The organism is Bacteroidota bacterium, from assembly GCA_016718825.1.
Lineage (GTDB): Bacteria > Bacteroidota > Bacteroidia > J057 > JADKCL01 > JADKCL01.
In genome coordinates this window covers 362,652-383,628 of record JADKCL010000005.1, presented here as the reverse complement: position 1 = coordinate 383,628, position 20,977 = coordinate 362,652, and the positions used below count along the sequence as shown (strand labels likewise).

18 protein-coding genes and 1 tRNA gene are annotated in these 20,977 nt (G+C 51.1%); 5 read left to right on the top strand and 14 right to left on the bottom strand.

Annotated elements, in window-relative coordinates; genetic code table 11:
* Positions 1-356 (bottom strand): hypothetical protein (locus IPN95_08190; GenBank protein ID MBK9449382.1); only part of this gene is annotated, 356 nt, incomplete at its 3' end.
* 16 nt (positions 357-372) lie between these two features.
* Positions 373-1,269: a hypothetical protein gene (locus IPN95_08185; protein ID MBK9449381.1), complete on the bottom strand. Its 897-nt coding sequence runs from the start codon at positions 1,267-1,269 to the stop codon at positions 373-375.
* Between the two features lie 167 nt (positions 1,270-1,436).
* On the opposite strand from IPN95_08185, the gene IPN95_08180 reads away from it, so the two are divergent.
* Entirely contained in the window at positions 1,437-2,552 is a 1,116-nt protein-coding gene (locus IPN95_08180; GenBank protein MBK9449380.1) for a T9SS type A sorting domain-containing protein, read from the top strand.
* Between the two features lie 40 nt (positions 2,553-2,592).
* Here the strand turns inward: IPN95_08180 and pgi are convergent, their stop codons facing one another.
* Positions 2,593-4,239, bottom strand: coding sequence for a glucose-6-phosphate isomerase (pgi, locus tag IPN95_08175; protein MBK9449379.1), 1,647 nt, complete (start codon positions 4,237-4,239; stop codon positions 2,593-2,595).
* A gap of 184 nt (positions 4,240-4,423) precedes the next feature.
* Between pgi and IPN95_08170 the strand changes: the two genes are divergently transcribed.
* Positions 4,424-5,317, top strand: a complete 894-nt coding sequence (locus tag IPN95_08170) for a hypothetical protein (GenBank protein ID MBK9449378.1) — start codon at positions 4,424-4,426, stop codon at positions 5,315-5,317.
* Between the two features lie 93 nt (positions 5,318-5,410).
* Entirely contained in the window at positions 5,411-5,944 is a 534-nt protein-coding gene (locus IPN95_08165; protein ID MBK9449377.1) for a hypothetical protein, read from the top strand.
* A 79-nt stretch (positions 5,945-6,023) separates the two neighbouring features.
* On the opposite strand, the gene IPN95_08160 is transcribed toward IPN95_08165, so the two are convergent.
* The 5 genes from IPN95_08160 to IPN95_08140 form a co-directional block, all read right to left on the bottom strand.
* Positions 6,024-6,554: a DinB family protein gene (locus tag IPN95_08160; GenBank protein MBK9449376.1), complete on the bottom strand. Its 531-nt coding sequence runs from the start codon at positions 6,552-6,554 to the stop codon at positions 6,024-6,026.
* Positions 6,555-6,557: 3 nt separating this feature from the next.
* A complete protein-coding gene (locus IPN95_08155) occupies positions 6,558-8,411 on the bottom strand; it encodes an alkaline phosphatase D family protein (GenBank protein ID MBK9449375.1) in 1,854 nt (617 codons plus the stop codon).
* A gap of 83 nt (positions 8,412-8,494) precedes the next feature.
* Entirely contained in the window at positions 8,495-8,854 is a 360-nt protein-coding gene (locus IPN95_08150) for a hypothetical protein (protein ID MBK9449374.1), read from the bottom strand.
* Positions 8,851-9,222 carry a hypothetical protein gene (locus IPN95_08145; protein ID MBK9449373.1) on the bottom strand — a complete coding sequence of 124 codons (372 nt, stop codon included), beginning with the start codon at positions 9,220-9,222 and terminating at the stop codon, positions 8,851-8,853. The genes IPN95_08150 and IPN95_08145 overlap by 4 nt, the downstream gene beginning before the upstream one ends.
* 152 nt (positions 9,223-9,374) lie before the next feature.
* Positions 9,375-10,274: a hypothetical protein gene (locus tag IPN95_08140; GenBank protein MBK9449372.1), complete on the bottom strand. Its 900-nt coding sequence runs from the start codon at positions 10,272-10,274 to the stop codon at positions 9,375-9,377.
* 89 nt (positions 10,275-10,363) lie between these two features.
* Between IPN95_08140 and IPN95_08135 the strand changes: the two genes are divergently transcribed.
* Entirely contained in the window at positions 10,364-11,155 is a 792-nt protein-coding gene (locus IPN95_08135; protein ID MBK9449371.1) for a DUF3494 domain-containing protein, read from the top strand.
* Between the two features lie 186 nt (positions 11,156-11,341).
* Here the strand turns inward: IPN95_08135 and IPN95_08130 are convergent, their stop codons facing one another.
* The 6 genes from IPN95_08130 to gap form a co-directional block, all read right to left on the bottom strand.
* Positions 11,342-12,784: a T9SS type A sorting domain-containing protein gene (locus IPN95_08130; protein MBK9449370.1), complete on the bottom strand. Its 1,443-nt coding sequence runs from the start codon at positions 12,782-12,784 to the stop codon at positions 11,342-11,344.
* A 145-nt stretch (positions 12,785-12,929) separates the two neighbouring features.
* Positions 12,930-13,088, bottom strand: coding sequence for a hypothetical protein (locus tag IPN95_08125; GenBank protein MBK9449369.1), 159 nt, complete (start codon positions 13,086-13,088; stop codon positions 12,930-12,932).
* A 20-nt stretch (positions 13,089-13,108) separates the two neighbouring features.
* Positions 13,109-14,689 (bottom strand): leucine-rich repeat domain-containing protein, encoded by a 1,581-nt coding sequence (locus IPN95_08120; protein MBK9449368.1) that lies wholly within the window; start codon positions 14,687-14,689, stop codon positions 13,109-13,111.
* Between the two features lie 69 nt (positions 14,690-14,758).
* A complete protein-coding gene (locus IPN95_08115; GenBank protein MBK9449367.1) occupies positions 14,759-17,701 on the bottom strand; it encodes a T9SS type A sorting domain-containing protein in 2,943 nt (980 codons plus the stop codon).
* Between the two features lie 582 nt (positions 17,702-18,283).
* On the bottom strand, positions 18,284-19,471 hold the full coding sequence (locus tag IPN95_08110; protein MBK9449366.1) for a phosphoglycerate kinase: 1,188 nt from the start codon (positions 19,469-19,471) through the stop codon (positions 18,284-18,286).
* A gap of 100 nt (positions 19,472-19,571) precedes the next feature.
* The gene (gene gap, locus IPN95_08105; protein MBK9449365.1) at positions 19,572-20,567 is read right to left on the bottom strand and encodes a type I glyceraldehyde-3-phosphate dehydrogenase; all 996 of its coding nucleotides are present in this window, start codon (positions 20,565-20,567) and stop codon (positions 19,572-19,574) included.
* Positions 20,568-20,806: 239 nt separating this feature from the next.
* Between gap and IPN95_08100 the strand changes: the two genes are divergently transcribed.
* Positions 20,807-20,878 (top strand) — tRNA-Glu (locus IPN95_08100).
* Positions 20,879-20,977 lie beyond the last annotated feature (99 nt).

Here is a 20,977-nt window from a genome sequence, read left to right as displayed (position 1 = left end):
ATTTCCCTTCGAAAATGAATGTCTGCACTGTATTCATCTGCATAGAGAATTGCTCCATTCTCGGACCTTATGGTAAGCCCCTTTTCAAAATTCTCGATTTCCAATTCTTTCAGCATCCAGTTCGGATTGAATTCATCGGAATTGACTCCCAATTCAACCTGATACCGAAGCAGTTCATCATGGACATTGGGTTCCGGATCGACGAAACACAAATCCAATATCTTGAATGCAATCCCATTGTCATAACAATACTTCCCGATCAGGTAGGAAATATTGTCGTCCAATGTCACGTCGAGCTCGTCGGCCCCATGGTAGGAGCAAACGACATACATTGGGAATTCGACAATTAGTTTCATCGATCCATCGCCCCCATCACACCACAAACCCAAAAAGCTCATCCATCAGCGGCGTCTTGTGGTAGCTTTGGTCTCGCTGATACCTGACATTCTCCACTACCACGGCTGTTGCCAAGCCAAACCATGCTGCGAAATGGTGGAGAAAACGAATTTCAACGGCATGCGACATTTCCACTGTTGCGGGAAAATAGCCTTTTCCCAAGTGAGTCTTCAAGATCGGGAACGCCTCCAAACATTTTTCTGCGTAGAAGTCACTTTTGCGGTCTTGGTCACCAAATTTGGAGAGCAGGAGCATCAGGAAACCCATTTCGTTTTGGGCGGCGGACTGATCCTCGATGCCGTCCAGATACCCCCAGTTGAATTTCTTGCAATAGGTTTCCAGCAGTTCTTCGAATAGCGTCGGTTGGTGCTCGGGTTGCAAAAGTTTTTCGGCCTTTTTGGTGAGCATGATCTTGCCCTTGAGCAGGCGAAGGAAGCCCGCCTTTTTGGAGACGATATGCGCCGCATGAAGCGCCTGATAATCCTCTTCCTTGTAGGCTTTGGTGATTCCCGATTCGATCATTTCATGCAGAATATACTTTTTAGCATACAATTCCTTGCAAAGGGCGACAGGTAGATTCCCTTTTGAGGTGGCCTTGACTTGACCCGCGGCTTGCACGGCTTTAAGCAGATCTACGACCAACAAAAAGAACGGAATCCGCTCCAATTGTGCATTAGTAGGCGTTTTTACCTTGAGCGGCGAATCCTTTTGAAAGGTTTGATGCAGCAAAAGATGCATCTGCGTTGGGCTCAGTCCCTGAAAATCGGCAATGGCACGGCTATTCATTTTTTCAAAATGAGCAGCAAGCGCTTTGTTGAGATCCTCCAAACTTTCGAATGGTCCTCCTTCAAGATCGTTGACGTCAAATTTCATCGTAACGTGTTTTGTTCAAAGATGCGAAGAAGTTAGGGGAAATTGTAGGGCAATGTGCTCAAATCAACAACATTGCAGTAACCTATTTGCTCGTTGATCCCAACTACGAAATTCCCGCATTCGACATCGGACTTTTTCAATTCGCCTTCCCTTCGTAACTTGAACCCGTGAAGCATCTATTACTTTTTCTCGGCTTGCTCTTGTCGGGTTCACTCATGGCGCAGATGACGTGGACCAATCCTTCTTTTGAAGGTTCGCCTCCAGGGTCGTCCATTCCTCCGCCGAGTTGGCCCGGCTGCCAAGGCTCGCCGGATACCCAACCGGGTTGCTGGGGAGTGACGCTGGCGCCCGCCCATGGTGTTTCTTATTTGGGCATGGTGTTTTTAGTCAGCAGTCCTGGCACCCAAGAAAGTACAGGCCAAACACTTCCCGTCGCGATGGTCGCCGGCACGCCTTATGCCATCAATTTCAAGCTTGCCAACCTCGCCATTTACAACGTCAACTGGAATGGTGGTGCGATCGTGAACATTTACGGCGGAGCGAGCAATTGCGCGTTTACCCAACTGCTCTGGACATCGGGCAACTTCACACACTCAGGCTGGCAAACCTATAATGCCGTATTTACACCGACCTCAAGCTGGAGCAGATTTGTGATCCGTGTACACCCGGGCGTCGGGTCGTCATGGCCTTCCATCGGGATGGACAACTTGCTGAGTGTCATTTTGCCTGTGGAACTTCAACAATTTGGCGCACAACTTGACGGAAACAAAGCCACGATCAGCTGGCAGTCATCCCAAGAAATCAACCTTGACAGCTACACCGTTCAACGCGCTGGACCCGATATGGATTTCCAAAACATTCAAACGCTCCCTGCAACAGGTGCAAATGGCAGCTTCCAACAATACCAAATGGAGGAAGAAGACCTGCCGGAAGGACTTTGGTATTACCGCCTCGCGATCAATGACCAAAATGGCGAAGTCACCTATTCCGAAGTGCGTCAACTGCTTTACAGCACCACTGGCGAAAACTTCGTGCTCAAAAACATCTTCCCCAATCCGGCAGACATCGGCGCCGAACTTTTTGTGTACAGCCTTGTGGATCAGCAGGCAATCGTGCGGGTGATTGACGTGACGGGCAAGGTGGTTCAATCGGAAGTCCGAACCCTAGATGCGGGCGAAAACGAATGGGTTTTGGGCACCGACAAGCTCGAAGCAGCGATTTATCGTGTACAGATTACCGCAGGCGGAAAGTCTGTCACACACTCATTGGTGGTAGCGCATTAAAATTTGAGTCTGCGAATGGATCCAGGATTTATTCCCTGACCTAATTACGCCACGTCTTCAAAGCCGCCATCAACCCATTGGTGGAGGAATCGTGCGCAGCAGGATCGCTTTCGCCTTTTAATTCGGAGAGGATTTTGGAGGCGAGCTTTTTGCCGAGTTCGACGCCCCATTGGTCAAAACTGAAGATGTTCCATAAGATGCCTTGCACGAAGATCTTATGTTCATAAATGGCGATCAAGGCGCCAAGGTTGTAGGGCGTCATCTGTTTCAGGAGAATCGTATTGCTCGGGCGATTGCCTTCAAAAACCTTGAATGGCAACAACTTCTTTCGCGCGGCTTCGTCCATGCCAGCCAATTCAGCGGCGACTTCCTCTTCAGATTTGCCGTTCATCAAAGCCTCTGATTGCGCTAGGAAATTGGACATTAAGATGGCGTGATGGTCTCCAATCGGATTGTGGCTGCGGGCGGGCGCTATGAAATCGCAAGGAATCAAATGCATGCCTTGGTGGATGAGCTGATAAAATGCATGCTGCCCGTTCGTCCCTGGTTCACCCCAAACGATCGGCCCTGTTGCATAGGTTACGGGATTGCCATTGCGGTCAACCTGTTTGCCGTTGCTTTCCATGTTTCCCTGCTGAAAATAGGCTGCAAAGCGGTGCAGGTACTGATCGTAGGGTAAAATCGCCTCCGTGGTCGCACCAATAAAATTGTTGTACCAGATGCCGAGCAATGCCAAAATCACAGGGATATTGCGGTCATACTGTGCCTTGCGAAAATGTTGATCGGTGGCGTGGGCACCTTGCAACAAGGCTTCAAAGCGATCATAGCCGATTGTCAAGGCAATCGAAAGGCCAATTGCGCTCCACAAGCTGTAGCGTCCGCCGACCCAATCCCAGAAGCCAAACATATTTTCCGGCGCAATCCCAAACTTCGTAACCTCCTTTTCATTCGTCGAAAGCGCAACAAAGTGCTTTGCTACCCACTGAGGATCAATGGCACTACGCAAAAACCATTCCCGCGCAGTATGGGCATTGGCCATGGTTTCTTGCGTGGTAAATGTTTTGGAGGCGATCAGGAACAGCGTTTCCTCGGGATTGACCTGTTTGAGGGTCTCCGCAATATGGCTGCCATCGACATTGGATACAAAAAACGCGTGAATGCCGTCGATCCAATAGGGTTTGAGGGCCTCGGTGACCATCACCGGACCGAGGTCGCTGCCGCCGATGCCGATGTTCACGATATTGCGGATACGTTTGCCGGTATAGCCCGTCCAACTGCCGTCATGGACTTTTGCGCAAAAGTTTTGCATCTGCTGTTGCACGCTGCGAATGTCGGGCAAGATGTCATGGCCGTCCAAAAACAAGTTTGGCGAACTGAAGTCGCGCAAGGCGGTATGCAAGACCGCGCGGTTTTCGGTTTCATTGATGGCTTGGCCTCCAAACATCGCTTCAATGGCTGCGGCAAGGTCGCATTCGGTGGCGAGGGATTGTAAAAGGCTGAGGGTTTCGTCGGTGACGATATTTTTGGAGTAGTCCAACAGCAATTCGCCAAAGGAAATGGACAAGCGATCAAAACGTTTCGCATCGGCTGCAAAGAGGGATTTCATCTGCACGGATTGCATCTCCTGCGCATGCGCGCTCAACTTTTTCCAAGCAAGGGTCTCTGTCGGATTCTTTTTGGGAAGCATCTTGGTGTACAATTTTGCCCAAAGCTAAAAGGTAAACCGGATTCTAGCGTGGTCAGTGGTGATTTTGAAGTTTTGGATTTAGAATTTGGCCACCAAGGCACCAAGTTGGAACGCTGAACTTGGTGTCTTGGTGGCAATACACTCAGCAGTAAATTTCTGGCCTAAAACTTGCACTTTTACCGGCATGAAACTGCGTTTGCCATTTCTTTTGCTGTTGGTGTCGAGCCTGTTCGGGTTGATTCCCTCCATGCTGATAGCCCAGGGGACCGACAAAATCGTCACCAAAGGCGAAGAGTCCTTCCGCTACCATTATTTTCAAAATTCGACGAAGGTGTCTACTGTTTGGCACATGCCGCAGGCATCTCGAGAGGGTTATGCTGTCGCCTATGATCAACAAGGCAAGGAAATTTACCGCGGTGTATTAAGCCGGATGCACATGATCCGCTCCGTCGAATTCAAATACCATCCCAACGGTGCGGTGAGTGTGGCACATGAGCGGTGGCATCCGGATGCCGGAATTCAATCAGGTGGCACGACCTTCAGGTTTGACGAAAACGGCATTCAAACGGGAAAATCGGAGGATTTGGATCCCCGGAATCCGTTGCAACACTTGTCGCCTGAGCGGCCCGATTCAGATCCGCATCCAACACCATTAACCGAGACCAAACCGGCGGTTACACCGGGCGTACTACCGGACAAACCCTGTCCGACTATTGACCCGGTTGGTCCAAAAAAGGAGCGCGAAGCTGTCCAATTCGATACCGAGGTTGTGATTCTGAACCGCACCAAGAAACCCATTTCCATCAAGATCATCGACCATCAACAGAAATACATCGGCAGGGATCAGTTTCTTCCGTCGGAAATTGCTGCAGGCGACTCGCTCGAAGGTGGCCGTTTCCATCACGTAGATCAATTCGGCAGTTACAATGGGCTGCTGGAATTCGAATTGTCTGCAAAAAAGGAAAAGTGGCTGAAAGGCGTGTCTTTATCGACAGAAACTCCTGATTGCAAGTCGATTGATGCAACGCATCGGCGCTGCACCTATTCGATTGTGCGGGCGATTGCACCATTTCATTGAGAAAAATCAGGCCCTTCATTCAAAAATTCATTGGCCCACCCTGTTCCTTGCACGGTTTTTGCCATTACATTTAAAAAACGATTGAAAGCATCTATGAAACGTTTCTTCATCCTTCCCCTACTGCTCGTGCTCACAACGGTCGCTTGGAGCCAATCCGTTCCACGATTCGCCAAGTATGCCATCGCGGAAACAGGTTGCAATGTCTATCTGCCAGGCGATCCGGGTGCCTTTGAAATGAGCCTCAGCGAAGACAATTCAGAGGTATTTACCGGCGAAGTGACCCACAACGACTTCAATTTTGCGGTGATCCTGGTCAAGTTCAGCGAACCCATCGGCAACGACAAGGAGACGATGAACGACATGATCACAAGCTATCTCGACTTTTTGCAAACACAATTTGGCGTGACTGGATCAGCAGGCTATGGCCTCGGCCATACCTTGGAAAGTGCCCCCGGTGCCGTCGGTGTGATCGATTACTGGGAAGATGCCGACGAGCTGCAATACGCGGTAAAATCTTGGTGCAATGGCGAGTTTCTTGCCGTCTTACTCCTCTACGGAGCCGAAGAGTACCCCATTTTCAATGCGCAACAGATGTTCCTCGACGGATTCAGATTCCCGGAGAAGTGAAAAGTGAAAAGTGAAAAACTATAAGTGAAAAGTCTGCGGTGCCGCCAAAGTAAACTTTTCACTTCTCACTGATCACTTTTCACTGTAACTTTTCACTTTTCACTCTCACCACTCCCACGTGGTGGTTGAAATGCCCGACATTGGCGTAAAAAAGTGCATAGACGCTGATCGGATTGCCGTTGGCGATGCCAGAACGCCACCTTTCCTCCTCCGTCAACGAGGATAGAAGGACAATGCCGGCCCTGCGCATGTATTCGAATTCATCCAACAGGCTTTCCATGCCGCGTGCGGTGAAATTGGCAGCAGCCACGTAGTCATTCTCTTCGTATCCTGGCAATTCCGTCTTGTCATTTCTGGCGAATCGGACTGCGCGGTACTGGAAAATGCGTTCGCTGTCGGTCAAATGGCCCAAAACTTCCGTGGGTGTCCATTTGCCGGGCGCATACCGGAAGTCACGCAAGTCATGACATTGGATTCCGAAGAAGTCGCGCGCTTCCTCGATTTGGGATTCCATACTTTCCAGCAAATCCCCTTCGCCTGCTTTGCGAATGTAATTGTGATAATAGGCTGGCGCTGAAGCCACAACTCTTTCAATGTCCACCTTTTCCATGTTTCAGTATTTGATCATCCGTTGAGAAGTCGTGCGGCCATTGACACTGAGCTCGGCGATATACATGCCATTGGCGAGTTGCGGCTGCGAAAATTCAGCGATGTGCAGACCTGTCCCTTGCTTTCCCGGATTTTGCTCCTCGATCACGCGCCCGTTCAGGTCCAGCAGGCGGATGCGCACGCGGGCATTGGCATGGAGGTAGTACTTGAGCATGAACTCCGTATGAAACGGATTCGGATATCCGCCCAGCAAGGCCACCAAACCATCGGTGGTCGTTGGATCATCGACGGCAATCGCCAAATTGGGCGGAAACTTGGGTGGCTGAATTGCTTGCACTGCCAAGGATGGCCGGCTTGTATCAGCAGCTTGCTGCAAATGTGCGGTCGTGTCGGCACAGTACCATGATTCCTCCCAGGAGTCGCCGTATTGGTTGGCGTTCGAGACATTGGTCACATACCAATAGTCGTTTTGTGCCCGCACTTGGTTCAAATCCAAAATCGAATACCCATGGTCGGCAAGATTCACGTATTTAATATGCGGATTGGCGGCATTGATGATGTTAATCGGCACATTCACCACCGAATTGGTACTCGTGATGCTCGTGCAGACAAATTCGACGCCGACAGACCCGGCACCGGTGTTGGGGATATAGTTTCCGGTCGGCAAATCATTGGCCCAAGCACTGTGGATGTCGCCCGTGAGCACGACCACATTATCAATTTGTTTGGTGAGGATGCTGTCGTAAAGGCGCTGACGTTCGGCGCGGTAGCCATCCCATTGGTCGGTATTGACAGGGCCGAGGAAGGGCACCTCCAAAGGAGCCATCATCACCTGCTGCCCCAACACCTTCCACTGCGCCGTCGAATTTTCCAATTCATTGCTGAGCCATCCGAGCTGCTCGGGGCCGATCAAGTTGCGGGTGATGTCGTCAATTCCGCCACCCGAAACTTGCTCGTCGCGCGCGTAGAGGCGGGTGTCGAGCATGATCAAGTCCATGAGGTTGCCATAGTGCAAGGTGCGCCAAATGCGCTCGCGGTTGCCCGGATCGGGATCGCGCAACGGCATCCATTCCTTGTAGGCCTGAATCGCAGCTGTTTTGCGGTCCGCCCAAGGGCCTTCGCTTCCCGGCGAATGGTTTTCTGCGCCGTCTTTGTAGCTGTCATTTGCGCTCTCATGGTCGTCCCAAACGGTGACAAAGGGGTACATCTGATGGAGGCAACGCAGGTCTTCGTCAAGTTTGTGCTGACTGTGGCGAATGCGGTAGTCGGTGAGGTCGATGATTTCGTGGTCGGGATCGTGGTCCCGGTCGTCTTGCCCGTCACCGCCACCTTCGTAGATATAGTCTCCGAGGTGGAAAATGCCGTAGAGATCGTTGCGTTGCGCCAAGGCGCCGTAGGCATTGAAGTAGCCCGCTTCGTAGTTGGAGCAGGAGACCACCCCAAAACGCAGCGAATCAACGGCGCCCGTCGGAGCCGTGTAAGTGCGGCCGGTCAAGGAATAGCGCCCTTGGTATTCAAAGCGATAGTAGTACCAAGTCCCGGCATTGAGACCCGTGACGTCGACTTTGAGCGTATGATCAATGGTGTCGCTTGTGGTCGCCACTCCCGAACGCACGACGTTGGTCATGCCGGTATCTGTCGCCATGGCCCAATTGACTTGGATCGGACCAAGGTCCTGCGTGGTGACACGCGTCCAGATCATCACGCGGTCGGGCATGGGATCTCCCGAAGCGACACCGTGGTAGAACGGCGCGAAGCGGGAGTCCAAGGTGGTACGCGCGACGATATCACCCGGCTTTTGGGCTTGGAGGGAGGAAAAAAGGAGCAAAAAGCAAAGAATGGTCGATAAATGCCTCATGTCCTAAAATTACAAACGCATTTGGAAATTTTGAAACAGGACGCAGGTTTGATGGAAAATTAAGCTGCAAGCTGTTCAAGCACCTATCGGTTCCGCCAAGATGGAGCTGCCGTCTCAGGGGGCCAAACCATCACAAGTGCTTTCAAAGCATCACGTTGCGACCGCGGTTGGTGGAACAGCACTTCGGCGGCAGCGGCATCTTTCACTGGAATCAAGGCATGGTCTTGCATGCCGTCGTGGTCAAAATATCGGGTTACATCCTGAAAATCGCAGAAATAAAGCTGTCCGCAGACCCTGCAACGCTTGAGTTGCTGGCATTCGACGAGGTCTTGAAAATACGTCTTTACCACTTCCAAAGCACCGAGGACGGCATAGCGATCGGCATGTTCATGTTCCAAGTGGCAAGTAATTGTGCCTTGCGGGATGTCGGATGCGGGATTCAAAAGGGAGCGGTAGCAAAGTTGTAAAACGCCCAAGTGGCCAGAAATGTCAGCAACATCGATCCGACCGTTCCAACAATGAAGATGTGAATACGGAACTTGTACAAGCCCAACTTGCCATTCAGGACCGTCTGATCAAACATTTCCGCCCAATGGCCTAGGAAGTAGAACAGGTTGGCGACCAATCCATAGGCGATCAATTCGATCAAGTCCTGCATCCCGAAGTGCTTGGCATACAAGGCAATACAGGCGACGCCTACCAATCCGACAGCGAGGTTGAAGATCCAGCGCATTTTCTCCCAAGCGCGAAAGGATTCCTTGGCATCAAAGGGTCTCGAACTTGTATTCTCAGCGAATTCGTCTTCATTCATGGGTTTCCGGCGTTTTCATAAGGGAATTTAGGATTTTCTTTTGAATCGGATGGCTCTGTGTTTTTGCCACCAAGGCACGAAGACACCAAGTTGATGCGCTGCCTTCGAGGTAAAACTTCAGCCGCATTCTCGCCTGCACGCACCTACAAAACTCAAATCGCAATTCCGATGAATCCGCTTTTCATCGCAACGTAGGCGATTCTGCCCTCCCGATCAATGGCCAAATCCTGTGCAATGGCGGGTAATTCCCATTGCCTTCGAATTTGTGAATCAACGATTTGCGCAAGTGCTTTCCCTGAGGCGACATACAAGGCATCCTCAAAAAATTTCGCACCTGAACGCTTCTGCGCTCTCTCTTCTCCTCTTTCCAAAACCGGATGTGGCAGGGTCCATTTCTTCATGAGGGTGTCCTTGGAAACTGCGTAGGAACGCACTTCATTAAGTGCAACGTTTAGCAATTCGTCAGCGTCAGGACGCCAAACTAGGACATCATTGTGGTACCGCCAAGTTCCATCGAAACGATGCAGGAATCGCAGTTTCAAATTGGGCCAATCGATCACACGGATATGATAATAGTGGTCCTGATCGGTGTTGGAATGGACAAGCAAGGACTCGTCTTCATTGCAAGCGAGAAAATCGGCAAAATCGTTGGGGCCCTCGGCCCGCGTGAGAATTCCAGATCGCAGGTCAATGAAAAAGTAGGGATTGTGGCCGCCACCGGCTAAAATATACTGATGTCGCGGCAGATACAACCCATCCCAGAGGTAATCCAATTCTTCCATCGGCAATTCAAACTCCTGCAACAGCGCCATCGCATTCCAAGCCCGAACTTGAACCAATCTCCTATTGACAGACAGTAGGATGAATCGTTCATCGTCCATGGCAACAAGCCTGATTTCTTCTTGCCCGTTCACCTCTTGCACCAACTTGTGGGCCCCGTCACGCACATTCCAACGTTGCAACACGTTATCCTGCGTCAGGACAAGCACTTCCTGCATCGCTGCTGAAAACAGGATTTGCACAAAGTGGAAATGCGACGCGGTAGATTCCATGTTGCAAGATAAGGGCAATCGCCATTTGATCGCCTTGCAGTGAGGGACCGAAACCCGTGACTTCTGCAACTTATCGCTGGAGTTCTGTCATGATTCCGACTCCGAATGCCACCAATTTTGCACCGCTGGAGAATGCATTCGTTGCTCCACACAAAATTCAGATGATGAAAAACATGAAATACGTATTCCTCTTCCTCATTGCAGGCTCGCTTTCGATGTTGGGCTGCAAAAAGGATCAGATCATTCCCGTGCAAACCGTGGGACAGACAACCATCGCTTTGGGTAGCAATTCAAATTTGGCGGTCCTTGCCGGAACTGCCGTCACAAGCACGGGCGCAACGGTGATCACCGGTGATTTGGGACTCAGTCCCGGCTCGTCCGTCGGCGGATTTCCTCCGGGAATCCTGAACGGTGTGCTGCACATCAACGACATCGTCGCGACACAGGCAAAATTGGATTTGACCGCAGCTTACAATGATGCTGCGGGCCGCACAAGTACCCAAATCGTGACCCTGTCAGGTAATCTCGGCGGATTGACCCTTACACCTGGCCTTTACAAATCCACATCTTCCCTCGCCATTTCATCCGGCGACTTGACGTTTGACGCGCAAGGTGATGCCGATGCGGTGTTCATCATCCAAATTGCATCTTCGCTCACGACCACGTCAGGCAGGAAGGTGATCCTTGCGGGTTCTGCCCAAGCCTCCAATATCTTCTGGCAGGTTGGCAGTTCGGCAACATTTGGCACCACATCCGTCTTCAAAGGAACCGTGATGGCCATGCAATCCATCAGTTTCAATACAGGAGCAACCTTGGACGGCCGCGCGCTTGCCAGAAGTGGTACGATTACCTTGGCCGGTAATACGATTGTGGCGAACTGATCGCTAAAGGAGGATTTCCAATCCAGAAATACAGCATTCATCCATTGGGATTTTTCTCAGTGAGTGAATGCTGCATTCTTTTGCACTGTAACGATCGATGCCTTTGCATCCAAAGCTTGAAAAAGGGGAAACGGCGAAGCTGTCCAAAAACAACCTCGCCGTTCAAAAAATCAACCCTTCAAAACTTTATTTCAAGATCACTTTCTCGGTGTAGGTAAATTGTCTGCCTTGCACACGAGCCAAGTACATGCCCGCGGGAAGGCTGGTAAGATCCAATGTGATCTCAGAGCCGCCGCCTTTGGATTGCGGAACTGTCAACACTCTTCCAGCAAGATCAAGCATTTGAACCGCCGTTACTTGGTGCAAATCTCCACGAAGTTGGAGCAATCCAGTGGTTGGATTGGGGAATAGTTCAAACTTGGGCGCAAGCAACGGATCAACCGCTACCACAAATCCTGCTTGAACATAAGAGGCCCCATACAACAGGGAATCCGTAATGTGGTTGTAGGCATTGTAATGACCTGTACCACTGCCTTCATTAAATTGCCAGTAGCCCGTGAGGCCAGTCGTGATCGCAGCGTTACCGACCAAATTTTGCTGGTTTGCGACCTCTACCGCGCTCAATGCACGGTTAAAGGATTTCAATTCGTCTACTTGCCCCTCAAAATATTCTCCGCTGTCATCGTTTTTGCCCAAGCTGAAGGAATAATAGGCCATTGTTGGTGGGACCGAATTGACGGCGCCGACCCGCAGCCCATTTTGGTATCCAATCAAGGAGTCGGCCGTTTGCACCATGGCGATATGCATCCAGTTTCCGGACGAATAGGGCATGGAAACCACGCCACTGACAGAACCCAAAGTTTGCAGATAGAGGCTGTCTCCACCACCTGTGTTGGCGACGGTGACCGTGAAAATGGAATGATAAGAATCACTTACAATCGCGCCGCCATATTGTCCATAAAGGACATTGTTTGCAGTGCCCATTGGCTTCACCCAAGCCATCATCGTGAAGGCAGAAGTAAAAGCATTCTCAATCGGCGTGTTGGTATGATACTCGTCGTCCACACCATCCAAGTTTACCGCGGTTCCAATAGCGTTGCTCAAAACTAAGTTGGGGTTGGAGGCAGGATGCAAGGCAACCGCATCGATCTCGGGATAACCGCCAGCCAAATCATTGGCAATCGCAATGCGAACGCGGCTCACATTAAAATTGGTCATTTGAAATCCGATTCGAAGAATGCGCGATACCTGCGGGGCTGCACTCGGAAAATGCGTGTAAACTGGAAGCCAATTCCCATTCCCCGCATTTTGGACATAAACCGTATCAATATAGCCCGGTGTATAGGTTTCCCAAATCAGAATGCTGTCGACAGGGCCGGCATTGTCAAAATCCAACTCCACCCAATCGCGCTGATCGCCGTAGCTCGAAGGTGTCCATGCCCCGCCGGCATCGTCGTATGTTGGATAAACATCAGGCATTCCCAGCATTTGGTAGGCTGCCCATTGATCAGGATAGTGGTGGTATTCGCGGCTTACCGCGTGTACTCGGCCTGCAAATCGGAGTTGCGCTGACAAGGAATTTGCCGCAAACAGGGCCATCAAAACCAGAATTGTAGTTGCTTTTTTCATATGGAAATTGACTTTCCACAAAGCTATCCTGTTGATTTCACGGAAAATGGAATCCTGACAAGACTCAATCTATTGCCAACCAAAATCCTGTTTACAGCTACGCAATTATCATTTTCAGAGAGGATTTGATTGCCTATTCCAGCGATCAATCCTTCAAATCCTTGACCATTTGCAATAAGTCTCGGTCGAGGCTTTCGCCACAGTCGGCATGCATTTTGGCTTGCAAGGCGAGGAAAAGCGCTGAATATTCGTGGTTGGCTTGCCACAAGTTACCGCGTGCACTTTTGATCCAGATAATGTACAAATCGCTGTAGCGGCCATTTTTTACTTGGGAAATGAATGCGCAAGGATGTTGCAAAATAAATGCTGCTGCCACCCTCTCGGAACCAAAAAGTTGACGCAACCCAAACCATGTATCGCCGGCATCCAATGGCTTCCAATAGCGGGAAAACTGATAGAGGTAAAAGGTGCTGTCTCGGGGTTGTTGGTGCAAAGGCTGTCGTTGATTTGATCCAATCCTTCAAAGGCAAACAATGCCAAATCACCTTGGATGTAGCGTTTGGAAAAAGCGTCTATGTCGGGGTGTGCGAGGTAGTATGCGAGTGGCTTGTCAGCGATTTCCGTGGGGACGCTTGTAAATTTGCCCCCGAACTGATTGATAAAATCCCAGGTTTCGCGGGGCAATCCGAGCAAACCCGCTTTGTCCAAGTAGAGCAGGCCGAGGGCCTTCAATTGAATGAATTCTCGAGGGAGGTCTGTCATGGGGTTTTCGCTCAGGTACAGTGACATGAGTTGGTGCAAGTTGCCGATACTTGTTGGGAGGGTTGAGAGTTGGTTATGGTCACAAACGAGGGTGTTGAGGCTTTGCAATCCACCTAGGGAATTCGGCAAACTTGTGAGGACATTGGAACTGAGGTCGAGGTGTTCGAGTTTTTCTAGCGGCCCGATGGATTCTGGCAAGCTTCTGAGTTGATTGCGTTCGAGGTTGAGTTCGCGGAGATCCGTAAGTTTTCCCAGTTCGGTGGGGAGGAAAATGAGGGCACTTCCTTGGAGATCGAGGCTTTGGAGCCGATGCAGTTCGCCGATTTGCGGTGGAAGCGAGTTGAGGTGATTGGAAGCAAGGTCCAGATGGGTCAGTTGCGCAAGGTTGCCAATTTCTGGGGGCAATTTCACCAAGGTGTTTTCGCTCATGATGAGCGTGTCCAATGCGACGAGTTTGCCAATGCCACTTGGGACGTTCTCCATATTCATGCCTTTCAACATCAAATATTTCAAGTGGTTTAGTCCAGAAAGGTTCAATCCTTGGGCCTCGGTTCGGCACCATAGCAAGGAGAGACTTTCTAGGGAGGACAATTTTCCGATGGCATTGGGAACCAGAACAGTGTCACTCAGGCCACCGATGATTGCCAATTGCTTGATGGCTTTCATGTTGATGATGTCCGGGCTAATCTTGGCATTTGCACGCGGACGCAAGGTGAGCCGCTCCAGTTTGGGCAAACTCCAAAGTCCGCTTGGAAGCGGAAAAGTTCCATCGTAATCAATCAAAAGCTCCCGCAAGTTCCGCAGCTTTCCGATGGCTTTCGGAATCGCACCGCCATTGATGGACCCGATTTCCATCCGAACGATGTCATTGGCGACGTCTTGGAAATCATCTCCGGTATGGAAGTCGTTGCCGTTGTATTCCCCGTCACCTTCGCCCCACCATTCCCCGTGGTAGCCCGGTGGCTCCTCACCTTCGCCCGAGCCACCAAAAGGGCCAAGGGTGCCGAACCCATGCGAGTTATTCGCATCCAATGCCTTGATTTCTGTCGAATCGACGGGTTTGGGGTTGGGTTGGGCATACACCATGCCACCGAAAATCATTGCGAGGATCGGCAGCAACAATTGAAGGTATCGGACGTGCATTTTCAACGGATGGCAATGAGAACTTTTCCTAAAAATGCAGAATCCATCGGCAACCTGCAAGCCCTAGACCTATTCCCGCACGACCTTGAGCGTTGCGCTCGCTCCCGTAGCCGAGCGCAACCGCACGTAGTAGATCCCTGCTTGCGCGGGCAGTTGCAGGGCGATGGAACCTGTATTTCGGTAGGTTCCCTCTCCCACGATGCGACCTAAAACGTCCAAAATTTGCGCCGTCAAGTCCTTTTCTGTCTGGAAAAGATCCACATGAAGCAACCCGGTTTGGTTGGGATTGGGATAGGCGCGCATCAGCAGCGACATGGGATCAGGCTCCGCCTGCCCCACGACAAAAGGGTAAGCAAAGCAATCGGAAGTATCGGAGCAGGCACCTTCGGTGACGATGACGGCATAGTGGCCGGTATTGAAAAGGGCGATGGTTTGATTGGTTTCCCCTGAGATTGGTGCATTGCCGTTGTCACAGTCCAGCCACTGATAGCTCGCATTGGCGGCACTTGCTTGCAATCCATTGGTGATGTAGGTGACGGCAGTATTGGGCGAGTTGATCGAGCTCGTGATGGTGTTGGAAACTACATTCGTCAAAACCGGTGCATTGTAATCAAAATAGATTGCTGCCCCTGTGCCGATTCCTGTGCCAACGGGCAACTGCGCAAGGGGCTTGATCTCGAAAATCACATATCCATGGCTTCCAGCTTCATCTGTGGTACTGTCAGGCAGGTGGATGTTGTCGAAAATGAAGTTCAAGCTGCCCGCCAATCCAATTTCGGTGCGCCGGGGTGAATGGCTGCTTCCGACGAGATGTAAAGTGTTCACATCCAAATATGGACTTAACAATGCTTGCACCCTGATATTAATTGCATCTGCGGTGCCTACGTTTTGGAACCGAATGAAATAGGTCAATGTCTGGTCTGAAGTAATGTAGTTGCTGTTGCAAGCGCCCTGCGGGAATACCCGAATGTCATTGGGGTCAAACGCACCTACGATCGACTCGCAATCATGGAATGCATTGTTGCTTGGATTGAAATCCATCGATTGCGGCAAGATCAGCAGGTCTGAGCAGACGAGATTGCCCGTCGCATTGGTGTCAAGTACGACGGTGACATCCGAGAGGAAATGTGGTGAAAAATAGTCGATCGATCCTAGATTCCAGGAAATTGTCTGCCCGGAAATGGAGGTCGGGCTTGGGTTTGACGACAAAAATGTGAGTTGGCTGTCGAGTGTGAGGCTCAGATCTGCATTGGTCGAGAGGCAACCATCATTCAATGCCTCAATCTGCATTGTTTGGGAAACGCCCTGCCTGAAATGCGAGGCGAAAATATACCCTTTCAGATCATAAGCCGTTTGACTCACGGGCGCCTCCATGATGAGGCTGCGTACATCGGTACATCCCGCAGCGTCTGTCGCGGTGACTTGATAGTACCCCGTGCTATCCAGGACGATTGCCTGCAAGTTGCTGATTGGGGTTGTGGACCATTGATAGCTGTAGGGCGGCGTGCCATTGCTCATTTGCACAGCGGCATAGCCCTGTGTGCCACATCCAATATTCCGCACGCTATCGAGTGTCATCACCACGGAGGCGCATGGCCCTTCCAACCATTTGAAAACAGACCCAGCAACCCCGGCAAGCCATTGGTTGGGCGGGAGAGGGGCGGCTTGGAAGGCATTGTAAAAATTGCCGCCACCCACGACATTGCCAGTGGGGAAAGCCGCAAGGTCTTCGATTTGGTGACCGCCATAAATCGTCTGAAATCCAGCCCAGACATAATTTCCGTTCACATCCAATTTTGAGATCATGGATCCCATCTGTAAGTGCATATTCACGCCAATTCCGAGATCGACGTCACAATCGCCGGCAATGTTTGCAGCGTAATAGACTTCTCCGAGCCCATTCACATCCAATGCACTGATTTGAGAATAGAAGTCGGCATCCATGGCGCGAGCCCAAATATAATTACCTGCGCCATCCAACTTGACCAGAAAGCCTTGTACGTTGCTTGCCGAAAAGGTTTGTGCCCCTCCGGGAGATGGGTCAAAGTCCATTGTACCACCTGCAAAGCCCCCTACGACCACAATATCCCCAGTGGGAGTGGTTTCGATGGCAGAGGCAAAGCAATATCCTGAACCTAGAAATTGTGTCCCCCAGAGCAAGTTGCCGTTTGCATCCAATTTGCAAAGGAAGTTTCCCGCGAAGGTGTTGGCGATGAGTTGCACAACACCTGGGCCTGGATCGACATCGATGGAATCGGAATATCTTCCGGCAATGTAGATATCGCCCGAAGGACTAGTGCATACGGAAGTCCAATCATCGTCTTTAGCGCCTGAGAATTGTTTTGCCCAAACAAAATCTCCCTGCGGATCCAATTTCACCACATAAGCATCGGTCCAGGCATTCACAGATGTATAGCTTGCCACTGCAACTCCGGGATCCAAATCCACGGTGCCAAAAAAGCTTCCGCTCATATAGACGTCGCCTTGCGCATTCACCGCAAGTGGGTTGTCGGCCTGCTGCAATCCGTAGCCAGGGAATACCTTGACATAATGCAAAAACCCGGAGGGTCCATATCTTGCTACAAAACGTGCCTCCAAACCGCTGCTGGAATAATTGGCGATACCTCCCTGCGTGAGATCAAAATCAGCCGTTCCATAGAGGTAGCCGGTTACATAGATTCGTCCGATCCCATCCACCGCCACTTGCCATATTTGCACAGTGCTCGCTGGTGATTCGATCGCCCCGGTCCAGACCACGTTTCCCAAAGAGTCCTGCTTGGTCACATACGCCCCGTTGCCTGTCGTGATACGAACACCCATGATGCTGGGATCGATATCGCCGCCGCCACTGCAGTTCCCAACAGTAATCACATTCCCCCCGAGATCGATATCGTGTGACATGCTCAGCATCGACCCCGTGAATTGCCCTACCCAATCCAATGAAAGCTGTTGAGCCATGGACATCTGAAAAGCAAAAGCGAGCAAAATCATCAACAGAATACGATTTCTCATACTTTGTAAAAATTCAATTGATAAAAGACCTTGGTGAAAATGGCAGATCCAAAAATGGAGATGTTTAAATGGGAGAACCAATCGGGGCGATCAGAAAGTGCTTTTTCACTTCTTCTCCAATCCCTTCCTAGTAAACGTATGAAAAATCTACGGGATGGCCAAACGTATTGCCGGATGTGATCTCAGGATGATCGCCCCATATTCCATGAGGGTAGCCAAACGACGAATCGGCAGTTTGCATCCTCACAATATGGTTCCAATTTTCAGAAGCTTGGCAATCTCAACGGAATCGATGACTGACGGCGTGACTTGGGCATGGCTCAATTGGCCGGCCAAAATGCTGATCACCAGAAAGCAGAGACGCCTGAAGATTTGCCCTTTCAATTTCGGGGAAGATTAACTTTCCTAAAAATGCGGAATCCTTGGGAGAAGGGCAACAATTTGATTCGTCTCCCAGAATGTCGGCAACCTAAATCAGTTCCAAATTCGAAGTTTACTAAAAGAGAAATGTGCAAGCCCATTCCGCCATTCGCAGCAGATCGACTTGCACATTGTTTGATTCTTCTTCGAATCCGCCTATGTTCACTCCCCCAAAGCCACCACGCCCGGCAATTCCTTGCCTTCGAGCAGCTCCAACAAGGCACCACCGCCGGTGGAGACATAGCTCACTTCATCGTCCAAGCCCGCGAGCTTGACCGCTGCAGCGGAGTCGCCCCCGCCTACGAGCGTGAACGCACCTGCGGCTGTCGCCTCGGCCAAGGCCTTCGCGACCGCCAGCGTGCCCTGCGCAAACGGCGCCATCTCAAACACGCCCATCGGACCGTTCCACATGATCGTTTTACTCTTCATGATGATGTCGTAAAACACCTTGAAGGTCTCCGGACCGATGTCCAGACCCATCATGTCGGCCGGAATCTGATTGTTTTGCACCAAAGCCGTCTTCGCATCCTCCGCGAATTTATCGGCCACCACGCTGTCCACCGGAATGATCAGCGTCACGCCCTTGCCACGTGCGGCTTTGATGATCGCCGCCGCCATGATCACTTTGTCGTCTTCGACCAGGGACTTGCCGACCTCGTGGCCTTTGGCTTTGAGGAAGGTGTAGGCCATGCCGCCGCCGATCAGGAGATTGTCGACCTTGTCGAGCAGGCGCGTGATCATTTGAATCTTGTCGCTCACCTTGGCCCCGCCCATGATCGCAGTAAATGGACGCTCAGGATTGTCCATGACCTTGTGGGCCGTTTCCACTTCGCGGGCCATCAGGTAGCCAGCGTATTTTTCCTTGAAGAATTGAGCGATCACAGATGTGCTCGCATGGGCGCGGTGGGCAGCACCAAAGGCGTCATTGACGTAGTAGTCGCCGTGTTTGCTCAACTTCTCGGCAAAAGCGACATCGCCCTTTTCTTCTTCGTCGTAGTAACGCAGGTTTTCCAACAGCAAAACCTCCCCTGCCTTCAAAGCCGCTGACGCTGCAAACGCTGCATCCGAAATGCAATCGTCCGCAAATTGCACGGGCTTCCCGAGCAGTTTGCTCAAATGGGCCACCACGCGGTGCAAGGTATTGGGTTCGCGGCCTTCCTTTTTCGGACGACCCATATGGGACATCAGCACCACCGAACCGCCGCCATTCAAAATGAAATTGATGGTCGGCAAAGCACCCGCGATACGGATATCGTCCGTGATATTGCCTGCATCATCGAGGGGCACGTTGAAATCCACGCGCACAACCGCACGACGACCGGCAGGATTACATTTTTCTATATGAATCATGGGGATCAAAAAGTTAGCAGTTAGGAGTTAGCAGGTAGCAGTTGAAGCGCTCGAATTCCGTTCGAAACTGCTAACTGCTACTTGCTAACTACTCACTTAATTAGGCAATACGTGTAACCAACTCCGCCACGCGGCAGCTGTAGCCATATTCGTTGTCGTACCAACCGACGACTTTGGCGAGGGCGCCTTGGACGTTGGTGAGTTTGCTGTCGAAGATGCAGCTGTAGGAATTGCCGATGATGTCGCTCGAAACGAGCTCTTCTTCGCTGTATTCGAGGTAGCCTTTGAGGGCGCCTTCCGAGGCAGCTTTGAATGCGGCGTTGATTTCAGCGGTAGTTGCTGGCTTTTTGAGCAGCGCAGTGAAGTCGGTCAACGAACCGTCTGGAACGGGGACGCGTGTGGCGAATCCGTCGAGGAGGCCTTTGACCTGTGGCAAAACGATGCCGAGGGCCTTGGCTGCACCGGTGCTTGTGGGGACGATGTTCATCGCGGCGGCGCGGGCACGGCGCAGGTCGCGGTGAGGCGCGTCGACCAAGTTTTGGTCACCCGTGAAGGCGTGAACGGTGGTCATGAATCCGCCGACAATGCCAAATTGCTCGTCGAGCACCTTGACCATCGGCGCGAGGCAGTTGGTGGTGCAAGAGGCGTTGGAGATGATTTTGTGCTCGGGTTTGAGGATGTGGTCGTTGACCCCGAGGACGACGGTTGCATCGACATCGCCCTTGGCAGGGGCTGTGATCAGGACTTTGCGGGCACCGGCCTGCACGTGCAGCATTGCTTTTTCCTGGCTCACGAAGACGCCTGTGGATTCGATCACGACATCGACGCCGAGTTCGCCCCAACCGAGTTTGAGCGGATCCTTTTCGGAGCTGCCGAGGATGCGCTTGCCATTGACGGTGATGCTGGATTCGTCGGCGGTGACAGTGCCTTTGAATTTGCCGTGAACCGTATCGTATTTGAGCAGGTGTGCCAAGGTGGCATTGTCGGTGAGGTCATTGATTTTCACGACTTCCACGTTGGGATTTTCAGCCAAGAGCCTGAACACCAGGCGGCCAATCCTACCAAAACCGTTGATTCCTACTTTGATAGCCATAATTCTAAATGAGATTTTCGATAATGATCAATCGGATAAACTTGGCCAAAGTTAGGGTTATTCAATGGAAATGCCAACCGATTTGAAGGGGAAAGTGTCATTTTAACACTTAGATAAAATAGGCCAATCGTGCAAACGGAGGGCGATTCAGAAAAAAATATGAGGAATCTCAAAAAAAATATAAAATAAGTCTTGACAAGCCGGAAATGATTCCTAACTTTGTGGCCCGTTCTTCAAAATATGTCTCGTTCGTCTAGTGGTTAGGACTCAAGATTTTCATTCTTGCAACAGGGGTTCGACTCCCCTACGGGATACTGACCAAAGAGATCAAGTGGCTTCGGCCGCTTGATCGCCAAGGTTGGTATCACGTCGCCCAGGTGGGCACCGCTACACAGTGGCCGAGACATTTGAAG